This is a genomic window from Actinoplanes flavus, from assembly GCF_017592555.1.
Taxonomy (GTDB): Bacteria; Actinomycetota; Actinomycetes; order Mycobacteriales; family Micromonosporaceae; genus Actinoplanes; species Actinoplanes flavus.
Genome location: NZ_JAGFNS010000014.1, coordinates 68,148 through 87,056 on the forward strand (window position 1 = coordinate 68,148; position 18,909 = coordinate 87,056).

Annotated in this window: 15 protein-coding genes and 1 pseudogene; 8 read left to right on the forward strand and 8 right to left on the reverse strand. The window is 70.0% G+C overall.

What is annotated here, in order from left to right; all coding sequences use genetic code 11:
- Positions 1-2: 2 nt before the first annotated feature.
- Together J5X75_RS21960 and J5X75_RS21965 are read right to left on the reverse strand one after the other, a co-directional pair.
- Positions 3-923, reverse strand: coding sequence for a carbohydrate ABC transporter permease (locus J5X75_RS21960; protein ID WP_307798191.1), 921 nt, complete (start codon positions 921-923; stop codon positions 3-5).
- Positions 924-984: 61 nt separating this feature from the next.
- Positions 985-2,274, reverse strand: coding sequence for an ABC transporter substrate-binding protein (locus tag J5X75_RS21965; protein ID WP_307798192.1), 1,290 nt, complete (start codon positions 2,272-2,274; stop codon positions 985-987).
- Positions 2,275-2,452: 178 nt separating this feature from the next.
- On the opposite strand from J5X75_RS21965, the gene J5X75_RS21970 reads away from it, so the two are divergent.
- The 4 genes from J5X75_RS21970 (at position 2,453) to J5X75_RS21985 (ending at position 6,068) form a co-directional block, all read left to right on the forward strand.
- On the forward strand, positions 2,453-3,460 hold the full coding sequence (locus J5X75_RS21970; protein WP_208469362.1) for a LacI family DNA-binding transcriptional regulator: 1,008 nt from the start codon (positions 2,453-2,455) through the stop codon (positions 3,458-3,460).
- Positions 3,461-4,009: 549 nt separating this feature from the next.
- Positions 4,010-4,957 (forward strand): hypothetical protein, encoded by a 948-nt coding sequence (locus J5X75_RS21975; RefSeq protein ID WP_208469363.1) that lies wholly within the window; start codon positions 4,010-4,012, stop codon positions 4,955-4,957.
- Between the two features lie 312 nt (positions 4,958-5,269).
- Positions 5,270-5,713: a GNAT family N-acetyltransferase gene (locus J5X75_RS21980; protein ID WP_307798193.1), complete on the forward strand. Its 444-nt coding sequence runs from the start codon at positions 5,270-5,272 to the stop codon at positions 5,711-5,713.
- Positions 5,706-6,068 carry a hypothetical protein gene (locus J5X75_RS21985; RefSeq protein WP_208469364.1) on the forward strand — a complete coding sequence of 121 codons (363 nt, stop codon included), beginning with the start codon at positions 5,706-5,708 and terminating at the stop codon, positions 6,066-6,068. Before J5X75_RS21980 ends, J5X75_RS21985 begins: the two co-directional genes overlap by 8 nt.
- A gap of 142 nt (positions 6,069-6,210) precedes the next feature.
- Here the strand turns inward: J5X75_RS21985 and lipB are convergent, their stop codons facing one another.
- Positions 6,211-6,891: a lipoyl(octanoyl) transferase LipB gene (gene lipB, locus J5X75_RS21990; protein WP_307798194.1), complete on the reverse strand. Its 681-nt coding sequence runs from the start codon at positions 6,889-6,891 to the stop codon at positions 6,211-6,213.
- Positions 6,892-7,050: 159 nt separating this feature from the next.
- On the opposite strand from lipB, the gene J5X75_RS21995 reads away from it, so the two are divergent.
- The gene (locus J5X75_RS21995; protein ID WP_208469365.1) at positions 7,051-7,437 is read left to right on the forward strand and encodes a nuclear transport factor 2 family protein; all 387 of its coding nucleotides are present in this window, start codon (positions 7,051-7,053) and stop codon (positions 7,435-7,437) included.
- A gap of 109 nt (positions 7,438-7,546) precedes the next feature.
- On the opposite strand, the gene J5X75_RS22000 is transcribed toward J5X75_RS21995, so the two are convergent.
- Genes J5X75_RS22000 through J5X75_RS22010 form a run of 3 tightly spaced genes read right to left on the reverse strand, consistent with a single transcriptional unit; the run spans position 7,547 to position 11,939 of the window.
- Entirely contained in the window at positions 7,547-9,790 is a 2,244-nt protein-coding gene (locus J5X75_RS22000; RefSeq protein ID WP_208469366.1) for a CHAT domain-containing protein, read from the reverse strand.
- A 5-nt stretch (positions 9,791-9,795) separates the two neighbouring features.
- Positions 9,796-10,986, reverse strand: a complete 1,191-nt coding sequence (locus tag J5X75_RS22005) for a tetratricopeptide repeat protein (RefSeq protein WP_208469367.1) — start codon at positions 10,984-10,986, stop codon at positions 9,796-9,798.
- Positions 10,983-11,939: a tetratricopeptide repeat protein gene (locus J5X75_RS22010; RefSeq protein ID WP_208469368.1), complete on the reverse strand. Its 957-nt coding sequence runs from the start codon at positions 11,937-11,939 to the stop codon at positions 10,983-10,985. Before J5X75_RS22010 ends, J5X75_RS22005 begins: the two co-directional genes overlap by 4 nt.
- Before the next feature lie 74 nt (positions 11,940-12,013).
- Between J5X75_RS22010 and J5X75_RS22015 the strand changes: the two genes are divergently transcribed.
- Positions 12,014-12,958, forward strand: coding sequence for an aldo/keto reductase (locus J5X75_RS22015; protein WP_208469369.1), 945 nt, complete (start codon positions 12,014-12,016; stop codon positions 12,956-12,958).
- A 168-nt stretch (positions 12,959-13,126) separates the two neighbouring features.
- Positions 13,127-14,440: an FAD-dependent oxidoreductase gene (locus tag J5X75_RS22020; protein WP_238488812.1), complete on the forward strand. Its 1,314-nt coding sequence runs from the start codon at positions 13,127-13,129 to the stop codon at positions 14,438-14,440.
- Here J5X75_RS22020 and J5X75_RS22025 read toward each other — a convergent pair.
- Entirely contained in the window at positions 14,427-15,842 is a 1,416-nt protein-coding gene (locus J5X75_RS22025; protein WP_208469370.1) for an AMP-binding protein, read from the reverse strand. The genes J5X75_RS22020 and J5X75_RS22025 overlap by 14 nt on opposite strands.
- 882 nt (positions 15,843-16,724) lie before the next feature.
- Here J5X75_RS22025 and J5X75_RS44500 point away from each other — a divergent pair.
- A pseudogene (locus J5X75_RS44500) lies at positions 16,725-17,093 on the forward strand (hypothetical protein); the annotation flags it as partial.
- 22 nt (positions 17,094-17,115) lie between these two features.
- On the opposite strand, the gene J5X75_RS22030 reads toward J5X75_RS44500, so the two are convergent.
- A complete protein-coding gene (locus J5X75_RS22030; RefSeq protein ID WP_208469371.1) occupies positions 17,116-18,810 on the reverse strand; it encodes an ATP-grasp domain-containing protein in 1,695 nt (564 codons plus the stop codon).
- Positions 18,811-18,909 lie beyond the last annotated feature (99 nt).

Consider the following 18,909-nt stretch of genomic DNA (forward strand, 5'->3'; position numbering starts at 1 on the left):
GGTCAGTCCTCCTTGCCGCGCAGGCCACGGAACTGCAGGACGTTGACCACCAGCAGAACGGCCAGGATGAGGATCGAGAGGGCGGCGGCGCGGCCCAGGTTGTTCTGGCCGTAGAAGGCCATGTTGTAGACCAGTTGGACGATGGTGATCGTGCTGTTGTCCGGGCCGCCCTTGGTGAGGATGTAGAACTGGTCGAAGGCCAGCAGCGACCCGGTCACGCAGAGGATCGCGCACAGTGCCAGCGACGACTTGAGCAGCGGCAGCGTGATGTGCCGGAACGTCTGCATCCGGGTGGCGCCATCCAGGCGGGCCGCCTCGTAGACGTCACCCGGGATGCTCTGCAACCCGACCAGCAACAGCAGCATGTAGAAGCCGGCGAACCGCCAGACGATCAGCGCCACCGTCGACCAGAGCGCCGCGTTCGGGGTGCCGAGGAACGAGTCGATGCCGAGGAAACCGAGCGGGCTGCTCTGCGGCGAGTAGAGGGCGTAGAACAGCAGCGACGCCGAGGCCAGGCCGAGCGCCGAGGGCACCAGGAAGGAGCTGCGCAGGATGCCGGTCCAGCGGCTCGACTCCTGCACCAGCAGCGCCAGGGCGAGCGCCAGCCCGAGCAGGATGACGGTGGTCACGACGGTGTACTTGACGGTGAACCAGACGGCCGGCCACAGCAGCCGGTCGTCCATGACGTCCTGGTAGTTCTCCGGCGCATTCCAGCCACGGTCACCGGTGAACAGCCCCCAGTCGGAGACCGACATCCGCGCGACCAGAACGACCGGCACGACGAAGAAGATCAGAACGAACAACGCGGTGGGTGCCGCGTAGGCCCAGCCGGTGAGCTTCGGCCTCCGGCGCCGCTGCGAGCCTTTCACCGGTACGGCCGGCGAGCTCCGTTGTTGTTCCAGGGTGGTGACGGGAGATGCCACGGTGGCTCGGTCCTTAAGGTTGGTGCGGCGCCCGGGTTCCGCCACCGGGCGCCGCCACTCGTCACTGGGCCAGGACTCCGGTCACGGCCTCGTTGTCCTTCTCGAGGCTGCCGGCGTCGCCGTACACCTGATTGCGCAGAAGGGTGACCCACGGGCTGCCCGGCGCGTTGAACGCCTGCTGGAAGTTGACCGCGACGGGTGTCTTGCTCTGCGGCGAGGCCGCGGCCTTGTTGATCGTCACGACCCGCGGGTCCTTGGCCGAATACTGGTTGTCCACCAGATCCGTGCGGGCCACGCTCGAGTTGTTCTTGGCCAGCACCTCGACCTGTGCCGCCTCGGACGTCAGCCAGGACAGGAAGTTCCACGACTGCTGCGTCTTCTTCGAGTCCTTGGAGATGCCGATGCCGTCGCCGCCGACGAACGTGGAGCCACCACCGGAGACGCCCGGGATCGCGGTGACGCCGACGTCGACGGTCTTCGACGCGGTCGGCAGCAGGGTCGCCGGGTACGGCATCACGCCGATCTTGCCCTCCTGGAAGGCGGCGACCCAGGTGGCCCCGGTCTCGTCCTTCGAGCCCGGCGCGATCGCACCGGCCCCCTGCAGTTCCCGCCAGGTGGCGTAGACCTTCTGGGCAGCCGGACCGTTGAGCAGCGACTTCGTGCCAGCCGGGTCCATCACCTCCTCCCCGCTGGCCCAGACCATCGGGAACCAGGTGAAGACGTTGCAGCCGCCGCAGTTGCCGCCGAAATAGGTGCCGTAGACGTCTTTCTTGCCAAGCTTCTGTACGGCGAGGGCCTGCTGCCTGAACTCGTCCAGGGTGGTCGGGCCCTTCTCCGGGTCGAGTCCCGCCTCCTTGTAGAGGCCCTTGTTCCAGAACACCACCGACAGGTCCAGAACGAAGGGCAGCACATACTTCTTGCCTTCGTAGGTGCCGGCCTGAACGTGCCCCTGGTTGATCTTGTCGGCGTAGGACAGTTGGCCAATGCTCTCGGTCAGGTCGAAGAACAGTCCCGACTTGGTCCAGTTCGGCACGTAGACGATGTCGGCGGCGAACAGGTCGGGCAGGTCGCCGCTGCCGGCCGCCGCGCCGACCTTGGCCACATAGTCGTCGTTCGGGACGATGGTGAGCTTCACCTGGTTCTTGTGCGTGGCGTTGTACGCCTCCACCAGGGCCTTGGCCTGCAGTTCGAGCGGGGCGCGGGTCCACAGGGTCAGTTCGGAACCGTCGTCGACCCCCTCGACGCCGGCGCCGGCCGGCGGGGCGGCCGTTCCCTTGTCGCCGTCCCCGCCACAGGCGGCCAGCCCGGTGATCAGCAGGCCTGCCAGGGCGGCGCTCAATATTCGACGCACGGAGCACCTCCGGTTTTCGGTGAGTTTCGGTGCGGGTATATTCGCGGGTACGCTCGGAACGAGTTGAGCAGTGAAGAGGTACGAGTCAGGCGTACCGAAAAGGTTTTCCGGAACGTAATACGGAGGAAAATCCGTTGTCAAGAGCTTCGATGACTCGCACCGATGTGGAGGTAGGACCGTGACCACCCGTCCCGTCACGCTGCGCGAAGTCGCCAAGCTCGCCGGCGTCTCCATCGCGACCGCCTCGAAGGCCCTCAACGGACAGCCCCAGGTCCGTGCCAGCACCCGTGACCGGGTGCTGCGCGCCGCCGAGCAGCTGAACTTCTCGCCCAACACCCTCGCCCAGGGCCTGATCACACAGCGCAGCGGGACGGTCGGGCTGCTCACCTCCGACCTGGAGGGCCGCTTCTCCATCCCGATCCTGATGGGCGCCGAAGACGCTTTCGGATCCGACCAGACATCGGTCTTCCTCTGCGACGCCCGCGGCGACAACGTGCGCGAGAAACACCACCTGCGGGCCCTGCTGTCGCGCCGCGTCGACGGGCTCATCGTGGTCGGCGCCCGCCCCGACGCCCGCCCGTCACTGGGCGAACTGCCGGTGCCGGTCATCTACGCGTACGCGCCGTCCGAGGACCCGGCCGACCTGTCCCTGGTCACCGACAACATCGGCGGTGGCCGACTCGCCGTCGACCACCTGATCCGGCACGGCCGCCGCCGCATCGCCCACATCACCGGCGACGCCACCTACGGCGCCGCGCAGGATCGCGCCACCGGCGCCTTGGCCAGACTCGCCGAGGAGGGGCTGGAACTCGCCGGCGACCAGGTGTGGTTCGGCAACTGGTCGGAGGCGTGGGGCCGCGGCGCCACCCGCATGCTGCTGCAACGCGACCCGGAGATCGACGCCGTCTTCGCCGGCTCCGACGAGATCGCCCGCGGCGTCCTCGACGTCCTCCACCAGGAGAAACTCGACGTGCCGTCGCAGGTCGCGGTGATCGGCTTCGACAACTGGAACATCCTGGCCGCCAACGCCCGGCCGCCGCTGTCCACCATCGACATGAACCTGGAACAGCTCGGCCGCCTGGCCGCCCAGCGCCTGTTCGCCGCGATCGGCGGCACCCTCGGCTCCGGCACCGAAACCGTCCCGTGCCGCCTGATCACCCGCGAATCGACCGCCCCCGTGGGTTAGATCCCGGTGGTCGAGGTCCGCGATTTCGGTTCCGGCTTCTTTTTCGGTACGCGCGACCTCGCCCTGTCTCCTTAGGGTTGTCCCGCCCGGGCGGCGCGCGCCGGCGAGGTGGTCCCGCCTGTGCCGCGCCCGCCGGGCGTAGATCGGTAGGCCATCCGCTCGCCTGCCGCCGGTGGCGCTGGGTGGGTGGTCGCGGCGGCGCCTGCCAAGCACGGGGTGCCCGCTCCCGGCCGCGGCGGTGGCGCCGCCCGCACCTCCCGACACGTCGATCTTGGACGTTTTGCCACCGTTTTCGGTGGCGAAACGCTCTAGATCGCGCGGTCTGGCGGGAGCGGCGGCAGTGGGGTGCGGTCACGCGGGCGCCGGCGTTCACCACGATCCGGTGCAGCCAGGTCGTGACGGCCTGCCCGGGCACCGATTTGAGCTGGGCGCCAGCTCCGCGCTGATCGACGGCCCGGTCGGTGGACGGCACGCCGACCGGGAAATGCTCACCTTCGGCGGCGGGCGACCGAAAAGACGGCGAAGCGTCGAGGAGCAGCGGAGGTCACGGTGGCGGGTTTCGGGCGGGCACGCACGATCCTGCGCTGGCCGGCCATGCTCGCCGGCCTGGCGGGCCTGCTCGCGACGGCGGCCTCGGCACCCCGTTTGACCGGGCCGTCGGACGGCCCGGCCCTGTACGCGGACTGCCTGAGAATGGCCCAGCAGATCCGCGACGAACACCGCGACCAGCCGAATACCTTGGTTTCCACTGCTTTCGCCTGTACACGGCCGGACGGCACATACGTCGACCCAGCGCTGTGGATTCCGGCCGCGCCGATGCCGCCCGTGCCGAGCCCGGTGCCGACCGCAGGCCACGAGGTCTGTGTGACCGGCCCGGGGCGGCCGGTGATCGGCACGGCGCTGACGAAGGTGCTGGCGGACGGCCACGGCGCGGAGATCATCTACGAGTACGAGCGGCTCGGCGGCGACGAGACGACGAACGCGCGTGCTCTCCTCGGCCTGGAGTTCCGTCCCGGCGACCTCGCGCCGGGCAGCAGTTACCGCTGGCGGGCCCGCGTCGACGACCCTGCGGAACTGGACTCCGGGCAGCTCCTCTACCGAAGCCCCGAGGACGAGGAGCGCCGATGGTCGCCGTGGTGCGAGTTCACCGTTTCGGCGGACGCCGTCGACTACCGGAAACTGGGTGACGTCAGCCTGGAGGCGCTGACCGAACTGCGCCTGCGGCCCGATCGCTCGTACACGATCAGTCTGTCCCGCGACCAGCAGCGATCTCTCCGCAAGGGCACCGACATCGGCGGGACCACCGCCCGGATGACCCGGACCGGCCCGCGATGGACCGATCTCATCATTCAGCTGCAGCAGTCGGCCTTCTTCGCGGACGAGCTGGCCATCGAGATCGGCGAGGAGGCGCCCCGGCGAGATGGCGTCGCCTACCGACGGCTCGCCAGCGAGCTCTCCGTCAAGTTGGGCGGCCCACCGCACCCCCACGTCGGCTGATCCATCCTTGGCGCGATCCTGTCGTCGCTACGGAGATTCGACGGCGCCCTGCCGTTCGTCTCCGGTGTCGAAGAACGCGGCCGGCCAGGATGGGCGACCAGAACCCCGGGCGCTGGGTACGACCATGGTGGATCCGCCGTTCCCGCCCGGCCACCGATCTGCGCCCGGCGGGCGCGGCACGGGCCGGAGTGGCAGCGAGATCGCGCCGACCAGACGGGACGGTCCTGATGAGACGGGACGAGGTCACGCGTACCGGAAAGCAGCCGGAAGCGAGGCGCGGACGTCGACCACAAGGGCTATAGACTCCGCCGGGTGATCGTACGGAAGGGCGTCGCGGCGGATGCTCCGGCGCTGGCGGAATTGCGGGACATCGGGCCGGACGGGATCGCGGCGTTCGCGGGGTGGATGGCCACGCATGCTCAGACGCATCTGCCGTTCGTCGCTGAGATCGACGGGCACGTGGTCGGCTGTGCCTGGTTGTTCGTGGCGCAGCGGGTGCCGGGCGGTGGGGCGATGGACCGCCGTTTCGGTGACGTGCAGTCCGTCATGGTTCGGGAGGAGTTCCGCCGTCAGGGCATCGGGGCGGCGCTGATGGCCGCGATCCTGGCCGAGGCCCGCGACCGGAGGCTGTTGCACGTGACCGTCCATTCCGGCCGGCGCGCGGTCGATTTCTACCTGCGCAACGGGTTCACCCGGCACCGCCAGATCCTGATCTGGGAATCGGCACCGCTGGATGCCATGATGAGCCATGCCTGAGGTACGAGTGGTCAGCACCGCCCTGCACACACTCGCTGTGGTGGTCTTCGGTCTGCTCGCGTGGAGCGGGGCCGACGGGATCCGGTCGGGTGCGCAGGCGCTCGGCGTACCGATGCTCATCGCCGGCGTCGCGGGTTCGGTCGGTGCGCTGGTGATCCTGTCGTCGCTGCTGCGCCGGCGGCACGGGACCGCGGATCAGCGTGTGGCGCGAATCGGCATGGCCGTGGCCGCGGCGGCCACCGTTGCCGTCGGCGTCGCTCTGGCACCAGCCGGCTGGGAGCGGGGCTTCGTCATCGCGGTGAACGCCGGAACCGGCGCCCTGCTGGCGGTTTTCGCCGCGCTCGCCGGAAAGTAGTCACCGCGGGCGGTGACCCGTCGTGGGTTCCCGCGAACAGTGAACGTCGGCACGGCGAGAACGAGCACCGGACCGAACCCAGCACGCCGAAAACGAACGGTGGGCCGAACTCAGCACGCCGAAAACGAGCGGTGGGCCGAACTCAGCACGTCGACGGACGTCCCGGCACCGCGCCGAGGCGGCCCGCGACAGCGTCCCGGATCTCGGCCTCCGACGGCATCCGGACACCCTGCTCGGCGGCCAGCAGCCGCACCGAGGTCATCTCGACGTCACGCAGGCCGCAGGCGGTGAACGTGTCGTACACGGACATGTCCGGGTCGATGTTGAGAGCGAAGCCGTGGCTGGTGATCGTGCCGCGCACCCGCATCCCGATCGAGGCGATCTTGCGGTGATCCGGCGTCCACACCCCGACCAGGCTGGTGGCGCCGCGCGGGGTGTCCCGGCGGACGGCGGTCAGGCCGAGGTCGGCGAGCGCGGCGATGAGGCCGAGTTCCAGCCACCGGACGATGTCGCCGGGCCCGCGGTCGCGCAGGCCCAGCACCAGGTAGCCGACGAGTTGACCGGGCCCGTGGTAGGTGGCCAGCCCACCGCGGTCGGTCGGCACCGCCGGGATGCCGGGGAACAACGCGGCGAAGTGTTCCGGGCTGGTGGCCCGCCCGTAGGTGACCACCGGTGGATGGCCGAGCAGGAACAGCCGGTCCCCCGCCTCCCGTTCGCGCCGCTGCCGGACCCACTCGTCCATGTCGGCCATGGCCCGCTCGTAGGGCACCTCGCCCAGATCGATCCGGCCCAGCGGCGGCGGTGTCCTGTTCTCGCTCGTCACGCTCCCATGGAACCAGCCCCGGAATGCGGACCGTTGCCCGCCCTGTCCGCAGTTCTCCGGCGGAAGGCACACGCGATCACGGGTACGACCGGACCGGAGGCGACGTGGCGGCTACGCCCGGCGCTATAGTCAACAAATTGACTATCCCCCGGAGGGCCGATGACCACTTTCCGTAACGCCGTGGAAGCTCGCGACGCCGCCGCCATGGAGGCGCTGCTCGCCGACGACGTCGTCTTCACCAGCCCGGTCGCGTTCAAGCCCTACGAGGGCAAGCCGATCACCGCGGCCATCCTCCGCGGCGTGCTGCGCGTCTTCGAGGACTTCCACTATGTCCGCGAGATCGCCGACGGCGACGATCACGCCCTCGTCTTCGAGGCCAAGGTCGACGGCAAGGCGATCACCGGCTGCGACTTCCTGCACTATGACGAGAACGGCCTCATCGACTCCTTCATGGTCATGGTCCGCCCCCTCTCCGCGGCCCAGGCGCTGGCCGAGGCGATGGCCACGCAATTCGACCGGATCAGCCACGAGGCCACCAACCCCTAACCCCAACCCCCTCCCGGTACGGGCGGAGCGCCGCGATGTCAGAATGCGCCGCGCGCCCGTGCCGCCTCCTGGCGGACCTCCTCGAGCACGGCCATATCCGCCACGGTGGTCAGGAACGCGAGGCGGACTCGGCGGGGTCGGTGACCCAGATCTTGTAGAGGGAGCGGGCGGCCGCCGCGCACGCCGCGACGTGTTCGTCGTCGGTGAGGAGCGGGCGGATCAGCGGGCGCAGGACGTTGGAGACGAAGTAGCGGGGCTGGCCGTTCTCCGGGTCGGTGCCCTCTTCGAGGAGGCCGAGATCGGCGGCCCGCCGGATGTGCTGGTCGGCGTCCGGATGGTCGTGGACGGCGCGGACCGTCTCGGCCGGCACCGGCAGCTCGACGACGTTGACCTTGGCGAGCATCCGCCGCAGATCCTCGGACTGGGAGCCGAGCAGTTTCTGCGCCAGGATGCTCTCCCGGCGGAATCGGTCCGCCTCGGCCTGGATGGCGGTGATGAAGCCGTCGATGTCGAGGCTGGTGTCGGCGACGATCCTGTCCAGCCAGTCCAGCAGGCGCGGATTGCCGGCCGCGGCTTCGATGGCACGCTCACGGATGTCCGGGTCGAGGGCCGAGGTGGGACGCAGGTTCGGCAGGTTGGAGAGCTTCTTGTCCTGCTCGACCTGGGTGAGGGTCTCCAGCGCCTCGACGGCGATGCTGGTTCCGGCGGGCTCCGGGAACCGGTAGCGGCTGGTGATGATGACCCGGCTGGGGCTGCCGGTCTCGCGGATCGCCTTCAGCAGCGCCGGCAGGATCTCGGCCATGTCGGCGGACAGGATGTAGGAGCCGTTGCGCTCGTCGAGGTTGCCCTCCTCGAAGTCGTCGAACACGAACAGGCAGGGCGTCTGCGCGAGTGGGCCCTTGAACAGGAAACGCAGCCGAACGGCGAGCGGCGCCTGTTCGTTGTCGAGCAGCTTGGTGGCCTCGATCTGCTGCTCCATGGTCGGAAAATCGATCTTGTCGGTGAGTTCCCGGAACTTGGTCGGATCGACCCGGCCGTACCAGACGACACGCTGGTGAGTGGGCATCCGCTCCAGCAGCCGGGAGGAGAGACTGCTCTTGCCGAGGCCGCCCATCCCCTGCAGGACGAGGGCTTCCGGTCCGCCCTGCGGTTGCTTGAGGGCCCGGAGGCAGCGCTGGATGACACGTCGCCGCCCGACGAACGCGGCCCGGGACGCCACCCGGGACAGCCGGGTCTGCGGATCGAGGAAGTCCTGGTCGGCGGAGCGGATCCGCGGCAGCGCGCGCCCGGCCGTCCGCAGCGGCGTCACCAGGGGCGCGAGCGGCGACCGGTCGGCGTAGACACGCAACAGATGCCAGTCACAGCTCTCCTGGGCGAACAGGCGCTGACGGGCCTCGACGATCGCCCGGTCCAGCCGCTGCCCGTCGGCGAGCCCCTGGTAGAGCTGTGCGGCGAACTCGGTCGCGGCCAGGTCACCGACCGGCAGGGCCCATCCCAGTACGGCGGGGGCGCCGGCCCGTACCAGGCTCTCGCTCATCGACGGCAGCGTCCCGCCGTCGGGCGCGTTGCCGGTGAGGCAGCCGGAGACGAAGACGAGGCGGGGCCAGTACCCGGCCATGGCCTGCGCGATCTGGTCGGCGGTCACATCGGAACGCCGGCCGAGCTCGTCCTCGGCCACGAAGACGGGCCGGCCGTCCGCCGCGATGGTGGCGTGGCCGCTGAGATGCAGGACGTCGAAATAGCCCTCGCCGTGGTCGAGGCTGAGGAAGCGGAGACCGTCCAGGGTGCCGCTCTCCTCGACCACCAGCTCGCTGCCGGCGCGGGAGGTCGCGGCCAGGATCTCCCCCTCCTCCCGCTCGTAGTTCAGCACCGGCGTGACCCCCTCCGGGGAGGTGGCCATGAACAGCACCCGCAGCGGCCGGTTACCGGGAGAGACGGGTTCCTTGAGGGCCGCGTTGGTGCCGATGGCCCGCACCGGAAGCAGCGGTGCCGTCCCGGTGACGGTCAGATAGGCGCCGTCCTTGGCGAGCAGTTCCCAGGGCAGGTGCCGGAGCCGCTCGGCCGCCGTGAATCGCAGCGTGCTGCCCGGCGGGCTGCCGAGGATCTCCTCGAGCCACCGTTCGTCGCCGTCCAGCAGGTCGGCCAGCTTCGTGCCCAGCTCCCGCAGCTGCGACGACTCGAAGAGCTTCTGAGCGATCGCATGCGGGGTGTAGACGTGCTCCACCACCTCGATCAGCTCCTCGATGGCGGCCCGGTCCAGCGCCCGGGTCTTCGGTTTTCCTTCTCCGCTGGACAGCCGAAGCTCGGAGTAGTCCGAGGTCTGCTCGAAGATCTCCAGCTCAAACACATTCATCCGGCTCACGACCGATCCTCGATCTCTCTCGCTGCCTGTTCGATCTCTTCGAGGAAGCCGCGCAACGCGCCCGACGCCGGGTGCCCCATCCGTTCGGCCAGATCGACCGCCCCGCGCTGCAACTCGACGGCCTCGTCCACTCTCTCCATCCGCATCAGCAGCGCGGCCAGATTGGACCGGACGACCACTTCCGAGCCACGATCACCGACCTCGCGTACGACCTCGAGAACCTCCTCCATGCCCTCCCTGGCCCCGTCGAGGTCGCCCAGCAGGAACAGGATCGCGCCGATGTTGTTGAGGGTGGTCGCCGCTCCCACCCGGTCGCCCATCTCCCGGCGGATGGACAACGACTTTCGCAGGAACTCCAGCGCCCGCTCGTTCTCGCCGGCATCGCCGAGCAGCACCCCGATGTTGCCGAGGGTCACCGCCTCGCCCTGCCGGTCGCCCACCTCGCGCCGCAGCGCCAGCGCCCGGCGGTAGTGGTCCAGCGCGCGGGGCTGGTCTCCGAGGCCGCCATGGGCGAGACCGATGTTGTTGAGCGTGGTCGCCTCGCCCGCCCGGTCACCGATGGCCCGCTGGATCGACAGGGCCTGCTGGTAGTGGTCCAGCGCCCGCCGCGGATCACCGAGATGACGACAGGCCAGACCGATGTTGCTGAGAGTCACCGCCTCGCCGCCCGCATCACCGATCTCCCGAGTGATCGGCAGCGCCTGCTGGTAGTACTCCAGAGCGCGCTGCCATTCGCCCAGGCCGTCATAGGCGAGCCCGATGTTGTTGAGCGCGGCCGCCTCGCCTTCCCGCCCGCCGACGTCCCGGGTGAGCGGCAGGGCCCGCTCGTAGTACTCCAGCGCCCGCCGCCGGTCGCCGAGGCTCTCGAACACGCCACCGATGTTGTTGAGGGCGGCCGCCTCGCCTCCCCGGTCGCCGGCCTCCTGGTAGAGGCGCAGCGCCTGGTCGTAGCTGGACAGCGCCTGCTGAAGCTGCCCCAGGGACGATTGAGCCCCGCCGAGGTGGTTGAGGGCGGGCGCGTGCGGACCGAGCGTCAGCGTCAGGCGCGCGAGGTCGATGACGTCGGTGAAGCGGGAGCGGCGCAGCCACGTCGTCGCCAGCCACCCGCCGACGCCCCAGGCGATCGCCGTCTCCCGCCCCTCGACAGCGAGGCGGTGAACCTCGACCACCTGCTCGATCGAGGTCACGACGACGCCTCCTCCGTCTGGGCGCCCGCCGCCTGCTCGATCTGAGCGAGGATGGCTCGCAACCGATCAAGGTCGGGACGGCTCACCTGCTCGGCCAGCGCAACCGCCCGCCGCTGGAATTCCACAGCCTCGCCCGGCATCCCCATGCTCGCGAGGACCACGGCCAGATTGCAGCTCGCCGTCATCTCGGTATGTCGATGACGGATGGCGCGGGCGATCACCAGGACCTGCCGGAACATCTCCCCGGCTCCGATGAGGTCGCCCTTCCGGAACCGGTTGGTACCGAGATTGTTCAGAATCGCCGCCTCGCCCGCCGGGTCACCGATCTCACGTTGGATGGGCAGGGCCCGCTCGTAGTACTCCAGCGCCCGCCGCGGATCACCCAGGGCTTCGTAGACGCCGCCGATGTTGTTCAGTGCCGCCGCCTCACCCCGCCGGTCGGCGATCTCCTGTTGAATCAGCAGGGCACGCTCCCAGTGCTCCAGCGCCCGGCGCAGATCGCCCAGATCGTTGTAGACACCACCGATGTTGTTGAGCGTCGCCGCCTCGCTCTTTCGATTTCCACGGTCCCGCTGAATGGCCAGGGCCTGCTCGTGGTACTCCAGCGCCTGCCGTCGTTCACCCAGGCGGTTGTGCACGAACGCGATGCTGCTGAGGGCCGTCGCCTCGTTGCCCCGGTCACCGGCTCGCTGGTAGAGACGCCAGGCCTCCTCATAACTGGTCAGAGCCTCCCGGAGATCTCCGGTCGCGGACTCGGCCCATCCCAGATCGTAGAAGGCGCTGGCGTCCGGCCCCAGCGTCAGCGTCAGCCGCGCGATGTTGGCAGCGTCGGTGAACCGGGACGTGAGAAGCCACTTCTGCGCCAGCACCTGCTCGAGCCGGCGGGCGATCTCCGCCTCTCGGCCCGACACCGCCAGGCGGTGGACCTCGACCCAGCGTTCGATGGTGGTCATGACTGGGACTGACGGACAGGAGCGGTGACAGTCGATTGGTTCTGTTGTCACAGTCGAGGGGTACGGTGATCTTCATGAGTGGCATCGGTGCCGGGCTTGAGGTCTTCCCGCTCGCCCTGGGTGGCAACACGTTCGGCTGGACCAGTGACGAGACCGCGTCGCATCAGGTGCTCGACGCCTTCGTGGACGCCGGCGGCGACTTCCTGGACACCGCCGACGGCTATTCGGCCTGGGTGCCGGGCAATGCCGGCGGCGAGTCGGAGACGATCATCGGGGACTGGATCGCCTCGCGGGGCAACCGGGACCGGGTGGTCATCGGCACGAAGGTCAGTCAGCACCCACAGTTCCGGGGGCTGGCCGCCGCCAACGTCCGGGCCGCCGCCGACGCCTCGCTGAAGCGGCTGCGGACCGACCACATCGACCTGTACTGGGCGCATTTCGACGACCGGAGGACGCCGCTCGAGGAGACCGCCGCCGCGTTCGACGGGCTGGTCGAAGCCGGCAAGATCCGGGCGGTCGGCCTGTCGAACTACACCGGCGAGCGGATCCGCGAGTGGTTCCGGATCGCCCGCCGCGACGGGCTCACCCTGCCGGTCGCCGTGCAGCCGCACTACAACCTGGTCCGCCGGGGTGGGTACGAGAACGACATCGCCCCGGTCGTCGCCGAGGAGAATCTGGCCGTCGTGCCCTACTACGGGCTGGCCAGCGGATTCCTCACCGGAAAGTACAAGACGGCCGAGGACCTCGACGGCGCGATCCGGGGCGGCGCGGCCGGCAACTACCTCAACGACGCGGGGCTGGCCGTCGTCAAGGTGCTGGAGGAGATCGCCCGGGAGCACGGCGTCGCCCCGGCGACCGTGGCGCTGGCCTGGCTGCGCGGGCGGCCCGGCATCGCCGCCCCGATCGCCAGTGCCCGCACCGTCGACCAGCTTCCGGCCCTGATCGCCTCCGCGACCCTGGACCTGACCTCCGCCGACGTGGAGGCGCTCGACGAGGTCTCGGCCCGGGTCCCGCAGTAGCGGTCCGCCGATGAAACCAGCGTGACAGGCGGCGGATCGATCGGACCCGGGGATTCCGGGCGATCTCCGTCAGGCGCTGGAATCCACCCGCCGCTCGATGTTGATCATGGCGGGAACGGACGGACACCATCGCCTGATCTCGGCCGGAAAGTGAGGGCTGCGGAGCGGATGGCCACCATGATCGTCCGCATGGAGCGGGTGGTGATCATGGGGGCAAGCATCGGTGGGATGCTCGCCGCGCGGGGACTCAGCGGTCGATGCGAGCGGTTGACCGTCTTTGATCGGGACAGCCTGCCGGCGACCGCACAGCCCCGGCGTGGGGTGCCGCAGAGCCGGCAGGCCCATGCCCTGCTGGCTCGCGGCAGCACCGTCCTCGACCAGCTCTTCCCCGGGTTCGTGGACGAGATGCTGGCGGCCGGCGTACCTCGGGGCGACCTGCACGACGACTGCCACTGGTATCTCGACGGCTATCCGATGCGGCGCGCCCGGTCGCCGATGCCGGTCTACGGGGTGACCCGGGCGCTGCTCGAACACCTCATCCGGGGGCGGGTCCGCGCCCTGCCCAACGTGGAGATCATCGACGATGCCGAGGTCACCGGACTGGTGCATGCGGACGGCGTGCGCGGCGTACGCGTACGAAGGAAGGGGGTCGAAGAGGAGATCGAAGCGGATCTCGTCGTCGATGCGGGCGGCAGGTCCTCGCGGTCGCCGGTGTGGCTGCGGGAGCTCGGCTACGGGGAGGTGCCGGCGAGCACCGTGCGCACCGACGTGGTCTACACGACCCGCCACTATCGGTATGAACCGGGTCGGATCGACTTCGCGGTGATCATGGCGCCGTACCCGGGGATGCCACGCACCGGCGTCACTATCCGTCAGGAGGGCAACCGGGTCGTGCTGCTGCTCGCGGGCATGCACGGCGACGAACCTCCGGTCGACGACGCCGGGATTCTCGCTTTCGCTCGATCGTTTCCCGGGCCGGAGATCAAAGACTTCCTGGGTACGGCCGTCGCGCTCGATGATCCGGTCCGCATGCGCTTTCCGGCGAGCGTCCGGCACCACTACGAACGTCTGCCGCGCCGCCCGGACGGTTTCGTGGTCGTCGGTGACGCGCTGTGCAGCTTCAATCCGATCTACGGCCAGGGCATCACGGTGGCCGCTCTCCAGGCGCTGCTGCTGACCCAGATGACCGGAATTGATCGCTACTTCACCGAGGCAGCGCGCCTGGTCGACACGCCGTGGTCGCTGGCCACCGGCACCGATCTACGGTTCCCGCAGGCGAAAGGGCCACGGCGCGCCGTCGACCGGCCACTGAACGCCTACCTGGCGCACTATCGCGCGGCCGCCTCCCGGGACCCGGCTCTGGGCGCGGCCTTCCTGCGGGTCTCGAACATGCTGGCCCCGCCCACCCATCTGCTGACCCCGGGCCGTCTGCTGCGGGTACTGCGTTCCGCGCCCGGCGCCCGGCGAGTCACAGGCGGCTGAGCAGCAGGCGGGTGTCGGTCTTGCCGTTCGGCGTGACCGGAATCGAGGGGACCTGGCGGATCGTGTCAGGGACGGCGTAGGGCGGGAGGACCGCGGCCAGGCGACTGCGCAGCCAGGCCGGGCCGCTGCCGGGCGGGGCCGTGTAGAAGAGGGCCAGCTTCTCGTAGGTGCCGGGACGGGCGCCCGGCACCGGGACGACCGCGCACTGTTGGACCTGGCCGATGCCGCCGGTGACCGCCTCGATCTCGGACGGTTCGATGCGATGGCCGCGGATCTTGACCTGGCGGTCGGCGCGCCCACCGAAGTGCAGCACCCCGTCGTCATCAAGAAAACCCAGGTCACCGGTACGGTAGAGCCCGTCCCGAAAACGCTCCGCGGTAGCCCCCGGATCGCCGAGGTAGCCCAGCGCGACCCCGGCGCCGCCAATGTGGATCTCACCGTCGATCAGCTCGATCGTGGTGTCCGGAACCGGGCGGCCGAGCGGGATTCCGTCAGGCCGGTCCACGTCGGCCGCGACGATCGGGTGGCAGGTCGCGAAGACGCAGGTCTCCACCGGCCCGTACCCGTTCGTGAGAGCCGTCTCCGGGAATCGTCGCAGGAACCGGCCGACGTGCGGCGGGGACAGGCGTTCACCACCGGTCAGCACGTGGCCGAGACCGGTGAAGCAGTCCGGTTCCAGGTCGACGAAGAGGTTGAACAGCGACGCGGTCAACCAGGCGGTGTTCACGCCGTGGGCGGTGACGAGCTGGTGCAGCACATGCGGCAGCAGGTGGTCGTCGGGGGCGACGACGACCGTGCCGCCGGTGGTGAGCGGGCCCCACAGTTCGAGGCTGAACGCGTCCCAGGCGGCCGGCGACGACTGGCACATCACGGTGCCGGGGCCGAAGGAGAGCGGTCCCCCGGCGGCGAACAGCCGGGTGGTGGCGCGGTGCGGGGACACCACACCCTTGGGGACTCCGGTGGTGCCGGAGGTGAAGAACACGCAGGCCGGGTCGTCGGCGGTGGCGTCGACCATGGGCGGCCGCTCCCCCAGGGCCGCCCACTCGGGCAGATCATGGGAGAGCGGATTCCAGCCGGACGGGCCGGCGATCACCGGCGGGTCGAGAGCCTCGAGGAGCAGGCCGACGCGGTCCGAGGGCCAGCGCGGGTCGAGGGCAGCGTACGCCGCGCCGGTCTTCAGCACGGCCAGCAGCGTCATCACGAGGTGGGCGCCGCGGGGCAGGCGAACCGCCACGATGGTGCCCGGGCCGGCGCCGTTCCGGGCCAGTTCGGCGGCGGCGGAGTCGGCGGCCGCGTCGAGGGTGCGGTAGTCGACCGCGACACCCCGATCGATCACGGCGACGGCGTCCGGGCGTTCGATGGCACGCGCGGCGACCTGCTTGTTGATCATGTGATGCGGCATTTCGAACTCCCGTGATTAATGTGAACACCGCGGTACGACGGGGAGGGCGCGAACTTGGGCGATTTCCGCTGGGAGCAGCTCGGCGAGACGGCGGTGCGGGCATACGCCTACGCGGCCGCCCGCACCGACGTCGACCGCGCCGAACTCAGTGAGGCCCTCAGCCCGCGAAACATCGCCGCAGCCGACCGCACCGACCTCGACAACGCCGAACCCGGCGCACCCGACCAGACCGGCAACGAAGACGCCACGCCCAGCGCAGCCCACCAGACCGGCAACGAGGACGCCACGCCCAGCGCAACTCACCAGACCGGCAACGAACGCCCCGACCCCCACACAGCCGACCAGACCGACAACAAAATCGCCACGCCCAGCGCAACTCACCAGACCGGCAACGAACGCCCCGACCCCCACGCAACCGACCAGACCGGCAACGAAGGCTCCGAAGCCGGTGCAGCCGGTCAGGGGGGAACGGAACGCGCCGCGTCCGGTGAGGGTCTCGAGGATGTCGGCGCCGCCGTGGAACGGCTGATCGCTGCGGGGCTGCTGCGTCCGAGCGGGGACGGCCATCGGCTGGCCGCGGTGTCGCCCGAGATCGCCCAGACACTGCTGCTCGGCCCGGTCGAGCAGGCGATCACCGAGCTGCGGGCCCAGGCCGACCAGGCGCGGCTGGCGCTCGACGATCTGCTGCCGGCGTACCGGGCCGGGTTGCCGGGTCGTGCCCCGGAACACGCGATCGAACTGGTGCAGGGGGCTGACGAGGTGAGCCGGACGGTCGCCGAAATGGCCGCCCGCTGCTCGGAGGAGGCACTGGTCTGCGAGCCGGGCGATCCGTGGCCGGGTCTGCTCGCTGACGAGCTGCCGCGGCGCGGAGTGCGGTTGCGGATGTTGTACCGGCACGCTGACCGGTACCGCCCGGCGACCGCGGCGCGGGCCGGGGAACTGACCGAGCTGGGCGCCGAGATCCGCAGTTCGGCGCCGGGCACGGCACGGTTGCTGATCTTCGACCGGACGGTGGCGGTGGCGCCGGTCCGCTCCGGCCCGGACGGTGTCGTGCTGCTGCGGGAGCCGAACCTGATCGCCTGTCTCGCCGAACAGTTCGAGCGGTTCTGGATCGCGGCACTGCCGTTCCCGGACCGGGGCGCGCCGGTGCTGTCGGTCAGCGACGACATCCGGGCGCAGATCATCCGTCTGCTGGTCGAAGGCGAGGAGGACAAGGTGATCGCCCGGCGGATCGGGCTGTCGCTGCGCACCTGTCAGCGGCACGTCGCCGAGATCATGACCCAGTTGGGCGCCCGGAATCGTCTGCACGCCGGCTACCTGTTGGCCGCCGGACACCGTCAACATGAGACGCACTATCAACACGAGACGCACCGTCAAGACGAGACACACCGTCAAGACGAGACGTGCCATCAACACGAGAGGTGTCGCCAAGACGAGAGGTGTCGCCAAGACGAGAGGTGTCGCCAAGACGAGAGGTGTCGCCAAGACGAGAGGTGTCGTCAAGACGAGAGGTGTCGTCAAGACGAGAGGCGCGGTTGACACGGGGTGCGCTGTATGAGCGATCACCGTCGAGTTCGTAGGTGAGCTGGGCCAGTGCGGTGTCGAGGATTCGGATCATCTCGGCGTGGTCGGCGGCGTCGCCGGTCAGCATGTCGAGTTCATGGGTGTGTACGCCGCCGGGAAGCTGCTCGCCGGGGCGGACGAACGGCCGGATCCGGTGGACTCCCGGTGTCGCGCTCGCGGCGGCTATGCCGTGGATGGCGGTGACCGTGCACGGTTGTTCGGGTGCGACGGTGTTGTGCTGGAAGTACACGCGATCGGGACGGACCCGCCGTACCGGTGGGGTCTCGCCCAGGGCGATGCGGGCGGCCAGATCCAGCAGGTCCAAGCCGGTGGCGCGGTGGGCGAGTTCGGCGATGCCGCCGCCGAGCCGCCCGTTGACCTCGATGATCCGGGGCCCGGCCGGGGTCAGTTTGATCTCGACGTGGCTCAGGCCGGTGGTGACGCCGAGCGCCTCGACGGCGGTGACGGCGAGGGCCGCCACCTCGTCCTGTTCGGTGTCGCTCAGGTGCGACGGCCAGAATCCGCCGGTCTCCCGGAACGGTGCCAGGAGGCGGAACTTGCCGGTCACCGCGAGGGCGGTGACCGTGCCGGCGGCGGCCACGCACTCGACCGACACGTAGTCGCCGAAGTTCGGTTCCGGGCGTCCTTCCAGGTACTCCTCGACGACGAACGCGCCGGGCGGCAGTTCGGGCAGGACCGCGGCGGCCTGCGCCTCGTCCCGCAGCAAGCGGGTGTCGCGGCTGGCCTCGCCGCGGCGTGGTTTCACGACAGCGGGAAGGCCGGTGTGGGCGACGACCTCCGGCCATCGGGCAGGGTCGGTGAGCAGCCGGTGGCGTACGGCCGTCACCCCGGCCGCGTCGAGGGCCTCGCGCTGCCGGTGCTTGTCGGTGAGCCGCACCGCCACGGTCGGCGTGTGAAACGGCAGGCCGAGACGTTCGGCAAGCGCCGCCGTCGGCACCAGCATGCGCTCGCTGAACGTGACGATGCCGTCCACGTCGGCGCCGGCGAGGCCACCGACGACGCCGTCGGCTTCCGCACCGGCGCCATCGATGCCCGCGACAATGCCGTCGGCATCCACACCGGCACCAGCGAAGCCGACGATGACGCCGTCGACATCCACATCAGCACCATCAACGCCGGTGACCAGGGCGTCGGCGTCCATAACGGCACCAGCGAAGCCGGTACCGACACCCTCCGCGCCCACACCGGCACCATCAAACCCGCCGACGAAGCCGCCCGCATCCGCGTCGGCACCGGCACCGGCACCGGCACCGGCAGCGGCAGCGGCAGCGGCAGCGGCAGCGGCAGCGGCAGCGGCAGCGGTAAGGGTGGTGACGTGGTCGAACTCGGCGAACATCGGCATCATGGCGGCCGCGTGTGGCGAGTCGCCCACGATCACCGCCATCGGCGCGTATCTGGCCGCCAGGAGGCTGAGCTCCAGCGGCGAGGCGGCGCCGGTGTCGTAGACGACGGCGAGCCGAATCCGGCCCACGGCACTCCCCTC